Source organism: Desulfococcus sp., from assembly GCF_050178255.1.
Taxonomy (GTDB): Bacteria; Desulfobacterota; Desulfobacteria; order Desulfobacterales; family Desulfococcaceae; genus Desulfococcus; species Desulfococcus multivorans.
This window is the reverse complement of the sequence record NZ_JBFXGG010000153.1, coordinates 1-6108: the sequence shown is the minus strand read 5'-3', so window position 1 is coordinate 6108 and position 6108 is coordinate 1. Positions and strand designations below refer to the sequence as shown.

Genomic DNA, 6108 nt, shown 5'->3' with positions numbered 1-6108 from the left:
GGTCGATTTCTTCAGCTTCAGCCTGGACGGCGCCACCCGCAAGACGAATGACGGATCCGGGGGGAGGGCGTGTACGATGTCTGTACGTCGGGGATCCGGAGGGCCAGGCAGCGGGGTTTCAACGTAAGTCTCATCTACACCGTAAGCGCCGCCAACATTCATGAACTGGAACGGATGGCACCGCTGCTGGAAGATCTGGGCATCGACCGCTTCTTTATCCAGGTGATCGGCATCCGGGGAAAATCCGCAGCAAGCCCGGACGGTGTCCTTCAAGTGTCGCGGGAGACATGGCTCAGTGTGGTGCCGGCGGTTGCGGAGCGTGTGGCCGAACGGGGCATCACCGTTACCTATCCCAAGGTCTTTCTGGCGCCGGACGATCCCTTTGAATGTGCCGGGCTCTGCGCGGAAAATTATTTCATTTTCCCCAACGGCAGGGTCTACCGGTGTCCCATATGCGAGGACTTCCCCTACCACTCCCTGGTGTTCGAAAACGACCGGCTGACGCCGATGCCCCGGTTGAACGAGGCTGATTTTTTTCAACTGAGAATCCCCGAAGGGTGTGTGATGAACCGGCTGGTTCAACCGGACAATCTTGCTTATGACGCGGACGGCAGACCCCTCTATCAGGTGGCCTGCTGTATGCTCAAGGAGGAAATTCGGAAGGGATGATGCGAAAACGTCGATACGACGTTTTCGCAGGATGGCGCTTCAATGGATGATAGGGGGCAACATCATGGGGCCTCGGTTTTCGCATCGGCCGAAGTCGCTTCGGGACCCGTGGTACAGGTCGGGACCCAAACCCGTTGCAGGTTTTCACAGCCGGTCTTGTAAATTTTGCCACAGTCCATGACGGCGTCGCCGATTTTTTCGGCGGCCCAGGCGGTCTGATCCCAGAACTGCGTCGCCAGCTTTTCGGCGCGATTCTGGAAGATCTCCACGGCGTTCAGGGTCGTTTTGAAAGCGGTCTCTTGAATTTCCGACCATTCTTTAAACAGACGGGTCGGATCTGTCGGGTGAATCATTTTTCTCTTCTTCCTCTTCTTCTCTTTTGGTATCGGCTTTGGGATTGGATGCCGATTTTTCCGTGCTGAAGCATCGACTGAAATCAGTCATCATTTTTTGAAACAGCTCTCCCTGGTTTCTGACGATATCCTGCAGCGGGGCAATGGGGGGCGATTCCTCCTCCTCCTCCTTTTGATCCTCCAGAAGCATCCGCAGATGCCGGATGGTCTCCTCCTGGTCGCTACATTTCGCTTTGAGCTTTTCGTACTTTTCAACCAGCGCCAGATGTTCTTTTCTGGAGACGACCCCGGAAAAGGCGAGATAGTCCTGAAAGGAATTTTGAAAATTCTTCAAGGCGTCGGCCCACACCTTTTGCGCGTCTTCGCTTTTTTCGGGAATCTTGTCAAGGCCGTAGAGTTTCCGGAAAACGGCGATCATTTCTTCAAAGCCGGACCCCGGAGAGGTCGACCCGGGGGAGGCGGTGATCCCGGGAAAGCCCAGCTTCAGCCATCGCATCAGCTCATCGGTCTGCTTTTTGCTTCTGGCCGCGTTCAGCAGCAGATTGCCCCAGAATTCCAGAAATTTTTCATCCATGATCGTTCCTCGATTCGCTCCGGCGTCCGCCGTCTCGGGTTATGCCAAATCCGATAGCTCCAGGTCGAGGTGAAACCGAACGGGGCCGCGATAATTCTTCTCTCCAAAGCGGGTATGGAGCGCGCAGGCCGACTTGGGATCCGACCACGAGGTCGCGATGGCCACATGGCCCTTGGGAAATGCGGATACCTCCGCATCGATATAATCGAGGGGGGCAAGCGCCGTCTCCTTTTCCACGAGATCGTCCCGTTCGCCGTAGCAGATCAGCCATTTGATCTTTTTTTCCCGAATGTAACCGAAGTTGAGGGGGCGGCCGAAAAGCTTGACGGGGAGGGTACCGTCGGCAGTTATCGGCGTGTTGTAGGACGCGAAGCTCATGGCGGTGACCGCAAGGGGCAAGTCGCTTCGTTCGTTCTGGAGCCAGTAATTCAGGGCTGCGGCGGTCTTGCTCACCCTGACCGGCCGTCCGTTCCGGGGGCTCAGCATCATCAAATCCCTCAGAAAGGCGACTACCGGGGCTTCGGATTCAATGCTCTTCAGCTTGTAAACCCATCCCATCAGATTCCCGTCGGCAACCTTGTTCCCGTTGGGAAGCGTTTTGGTGCCGTAAGCCAGATCGTTGAAGCGGGTCGGCAGCTCGGCCAGGAAGTTTTTGAGCCCGTGACTTCGGGTGCCGTCCATGGGGGAGACGCAAGTGATCAGCGCATCCACCAGTCCTTCAAGCCGGCCCGACAGGATGTCGCACACCCCCGAAAAACCGCCCTGGCAGTAGCCGTTCAGGGTGACCGGCTTGCCGTGGCGCGCCATGATTCTCTCGCAAAAGCGGCGCGTATCCTCGGCATCGTCCTCCCCGGTCATGACCTGGAGGGCCGGGGTCGTCTGAATGTCTTTCATGATGCGGATATAGGTGGGGATTCCCTGATTGGCGAAACAGTGGGTGTAGCTTTTGTTTTCCCCGGGCAGGAAGGCGAGAATGTTCGCCCCCAGCACGAAGGGCGGGAGAATGAGTACGGGCTTGCCGTCTTCGCGCATTGACACCGACGGATCGGTGGGCAGGATCTGGTAAAGCATAAAGCGGTCGGTTTCCGCGATGAGGGGATGGGTCCCCCTCTCGAAATGGAAACCGTATTCAGAAGCAATGTTTCGGATCGCTTCAGGGTAGATCTCGGTAACCGCGCGAAGCATTCGCGCATGACGCTCGGTGTATTTCTCCATAGGGTTCCCGTCGAGACCGAAAATGGTGTTGACCAATGCGGTGACGGCTTCCGGCATTTCCTGTTTGAGATACGCGTTCATCATCTCCATTCCCGCGGAAAGGCCCTTGTTGGAGATGTCCAGGTTGAAGGACAGGAGGTCCATGTAGGCCTGAAACGCCTCGAAAGGCGAGGACATGAGGAGCTTCTCCTGCTCCACCTGCCTGAAATAGTGGGTCGAGATCAGGAAGGGAATCATGAACTCGTTGAGATACCTGGCATAGCCGGTAAAGTAGTTCTGCATTGCGGTCAAGTGGTTGGCGGCGGCATTGACGTGGGACATCATTTTGTCGACGACATCGGCGTCAATGCAGGTGTCTGACATGCGCTTCTCCATGGCCATCTTACCGGTTCTCCTATGGTCGTACCCCGCATGACGCCGTTTTCGCGGCGTCATGCGCCTTACGTCTATTCCGTGTCGGAAAAATACGCTTCGACCTTCTTGAAATTTTCGTCAACGGCCTCTTTGAACTTCGTGCGGCCATCCTTGTAGGCGTCGATCCATTTCTTGACGGCGGCTTTGCCTTCATCCGGGAGAAAGGCAGCTTGATCCAGGAAGGCGGTCATCATTTTTTCGCCCTGTTCCTGGAGGGTCGTCATGGCGCTGAAAGAGTTGTCAAAGGTCGTTTTCTGGAAATCGATCATCTGTTTGAACACTTTTTTTTGATCCATCATGTCATTCTTTCCTTATCGTATCGGGGTGGTTGGAGAAAAGGGTTATTTTATATTGTACAGGGCTTCCAGTTTCACGAATCCCTCATCGAAGGCCTTTTTGAATTGATCCCGGGCGGTTTTGCCCATCGTCACCGAGTCGTCGATCATTTTTCTGCCGTCTTCGGACAGAAACGGTATCTGTCTGAGAAACATGTCGTTCATTTTTTCCGTTTGGTTCTGGATTCGACAGACCGCCTCATACGTATTGTCGAACAGGCTTTTTTGAAACGTCAGCATCTGCTTGACCGGGATCAAGGTGTCCATTTTTTCTCCTCCTTCTTGAGGTTGCAGGAATGATTGAAACGCCGCATACAGTTTTGATAATAGCGCGTCGGTTGTTTTTGTCAAGTGGAAATATTGCAGTGCACAAATCCGTAAGGACGCGATTCCTTCCTGGAAAAGAACAAAAATATATTGACTTTATTGGAGGTTACTGAGTAAAATAAATAAAGTCAATAGAAAAACATATTGCAATGAAGCATTGATGGAGAAGATATTATGAGCGAAGCGGAAAAAATTGTCCTGAAGAAATATCCCAATCGCAGGCTTTATGACACCCGGAACAGCACCTACGTCACCCTGGATGATGTTACGGGGTTGATTCGGAGCGGTCACCAGGTGGAGGTCATCGACCTCAAGACCGATCAGGACGTAACGGCATTCATCCTGACCCAGATCCTGATGGAGCAGACGAAAAAAAACAACAAGCTGTTGCCGGAATCCCTTCTCCATTTGATTATTCGGTCCGGAGAAAACATTCTCAGCGATTACTTCGAAAAATACCTGGAGCAGAGTATCCAGAATTATCTGTCCTATAAAAAGAATATGGAGGAACAGTTTCGGCGGTGTCTCGAGCTGGGTATCGACCTTTCAGGTATCGCCGAGAAGACACTGAAGCAGATGGCGCCTTTTCCCCAAACTCCTGAATCCCCCGAAACGGCCGCGCCGTCGGAAAACGGGAAAGGATGATCCTCTTGTATCGGGACTGATCGTGTCGTATTTTTATGTATCCTTCGATTTTCGCGAGGTTGAGCGGGGAGAGGCTGAAGGGGGATTTCGCGGGCATGCCCCGATCCTGCCGGGGGACAGCAGCCTGCCTCCCGTGGCCGCCCCCCTTCAGCCTGCAGCCTGATAACCCCAACAGAACACTGGAGAGCATGCATGGATGGACGCAGCAAGGATTCGACAAACAGCGAGCCCCTCGCGGGGGAGTGGATGAAGCAGTTTACAGCCTTCTGGGAGACCATGACCCAGGCCGGCGCCGGGACGTTTATGCCAAACGGCATGCCCGGAAAGGCCCAACAGGAAAAGCTCCGAAAACATTGGGAGACCGGGGGGAAAATATTTCAGGCAATGACGGCGTTTCTGAATAAACCCGAAACCCTGGAGGGCATGTTGAAAGGGCTCGACGCAGCCCCCGATCTGTTGTCCCAATTGGTCCGCCAGTCCTGGGAAGGGTATTTCGACTTGCAGCGGCAGTGGCTCGAACGGGCCGCGAAGATGGGCAGCGAGACCCGGGCCTACAGCTTCGAAGACATCGATCAGGACACCTTCAAATTCGTTCGGGAGCTGTATGAAAAGGAATTTCGGAAATTTCTACAGATCCCTCAACTCGGTTTGACCCGTTTCCACCAGGAAAGATTCAACGAGATGATCGATTGTCACAATCTGTTTCAGACGGCGATCGCCGAGTTCATCTACATTTTTTATGTTCCCATCGAAAAAACGACGGCTGTCATGCAGGAGAAACTGGAGGCCATGGCCGAAGCGGGAGAACTCCATGACGATTTCAGGACCTACTACAACATGTGGATCAAAACCCTCGAGGGGCACTACATGACCTTACTTAAATCCCCTGAATATACCCAGGTTATGGACAACACCATCGCCGCGCTCGTCAAGTACAAGACGGCCCGGGAAGATTTTGTCTGCGACATGCTCCACAATCTGCCCATTCCCACCCACCGGGATATGGATGCCCTCTACAAGGATTTTTATGTGCTGAAGAAAAAGGTCAGAGAACTTTCCAGAAAGTTGGACAACCGCCTGTCTGAAGAGCCGGCCTTGGAAAGCGAATAACGTTTGTCGAAAGGAGGATCTTTATGAGCCAGCCGAAAATCGCCGTCGATTTGATCCTGAAGAAGCTGACGGAGAGCACCGAACAGGTCAAGACCCGGGCTCAGAAGGCCTCCGAGGTGCTTCTGGGTCCTCTTGAAACCGATCTGGCCGTCACCCCCTACGAGGTGGTGTACGAGGAGGACCGGGTGAAGCTGAAGCATTACACGCCCGAGAAGGTCACCCACAAGATCCCCCTTCTGGTGGTGTACGCTCTTATCAACCGGGAGACGATGCTGGACCTCCAGCCGGGCCGGAGCGTGGTCCGGACCTTCCTCGACAAGGGGATCGAGGTCTACATGGTCGACTGGGGCTACCCCACCCGCAAGGATCGCTACCTCACCATCGACGATCACGTGAACGGCTACATGGACGCCGTGGTCGACGTGATCCGCCAACGGCACGGCCTTCCCCGAATCAACCTCATGGG

General features: G+C 54.2%; 8 protein-coding genes and 1 pseudogene. 4 read left to right on the top strand and 5 right to left on the bottom strand.

Going from position 1 to position 6108, the window contains the following annotated elements; genetic code table 11:
* Positions 1-69 precede the first annotated feature (69 nt).
* Complete coding sequence (locus AB7S84_RS16125) at positions 70-669, top strand: hypothetical protein (protein ID WP_428155742.1); 600 nt, start codon at positions 70-72, stop codon at positions 667-669.
* Between the two features lie 62 nt (positions 670-731).
* Here AB7S84_RS16125 and AB7S84_RS16120 read toward each other — a convergent pair whose 3' ends face one another.
* The 5 genes from AB7S84_RS16120 to AB7S84_RS16100 form a co-directional block, all read right to left on the bottom strand.
* Positions 732-1022 (bottom strand): hypothetical protein, encoded by a 291-nt coding sequence (locus AB7S84_RS16120; protein ID WP_020875262.1) that lies wholly within the window; start codon positions 1020-1022, stop codon positions 732-734.
* On the bottom strand, positions 988-1596 hold the full coding sequence (locus tag AB7S84_RS16115; RefSeq protein ID WP_020875263.1) for a hypothetical protein: 609 nt from the start codon (positions 1594-1596) through the stop codon (positions 988-990). Before AB7S84_RS16115 ends, AB7S84_RS16120 begins: the two co-directional genes overlap by 35 nt.
* A 39-nt stretch (positions 1597-1635) precedes the next feature.
* Positions 1636-3174, bottom strand: a complete 1539-nt coding sequence (locus tag AB7S84_RS16110; RefSeq protein WP_040413741.1) for a hypothetical protein — start codon at positions 3172-3174, stop codon at positions 1636-1638.
* 83 nt (positions 3175-3257) lie between these two features.
* A complete protein-coding gene (locus tag AB7S84_RS16105) occupies positions 3258-3524 on the bottom strand; it encodes a hypothetical protein (RefSeq protein WP_020875265.1) in 267 nt (88 codons plus the stop codon).
* Positions 3525-3566: 42 nt separating this feature from the next.
* Positions 3567-3827 carry a hypothetical protein gene (locus AB7S84_RS16100; protein ID WP_020875266.1) on the bottom strand — a complete coding sequence of 87 codons (261 nt, stop codon included), beginning with the start codon at positions 3825-3827 and terminating at the stop codon, positions 3567-3569.
* A gap of 234 nt (positions 3828-4061) precedes the next feature.
* Between AB7S84_RS16100 and AB7S84_RS16095 the strand changes: the two genes are divergently transcribed.
* From AB7S84_RS16095 to AB7S84_RS16085, 3 genes and pseudogenes are all read left to right on the top strand, one after another.
* On the top strand, positions 4062-4532 hold the full coding sequence (locus AB7S84_RS16095) for a polyhydroxyalkanoate synthesis regulator DNA-binding domain-containing protein (RefSeq protein ID WP_428155739.1): 471 nt from the start codon (positions 4062-4064) through the stop codon (positions 4530-4532).
* An 84-nt stretch (positions 4533-4616) separates the two neighbouring features.
* The gene (locus tag AB7S84_RS16090) at positions 4617-5642 is read left to right on the top strand and encodes a poly(R)-hydroxyalkanoic acid synthase subunit PhaE (protein WP_428155744.1); all 1026 of its coding nucleotides are present in this window, start codon (positions 4617-4619) and stop codon (positions 5640-5642) included.
* A 23-nt stretch (positions 5643-5665) separates the two neighbouring features.
* Positions 5666-6108 (top strand): annotated as a pseudogene (locus tag AB7S84_RS16085) (class III poly(R)-hydroxyalkanoic acid synthase subunit PhaC); the annotation flags it as partial.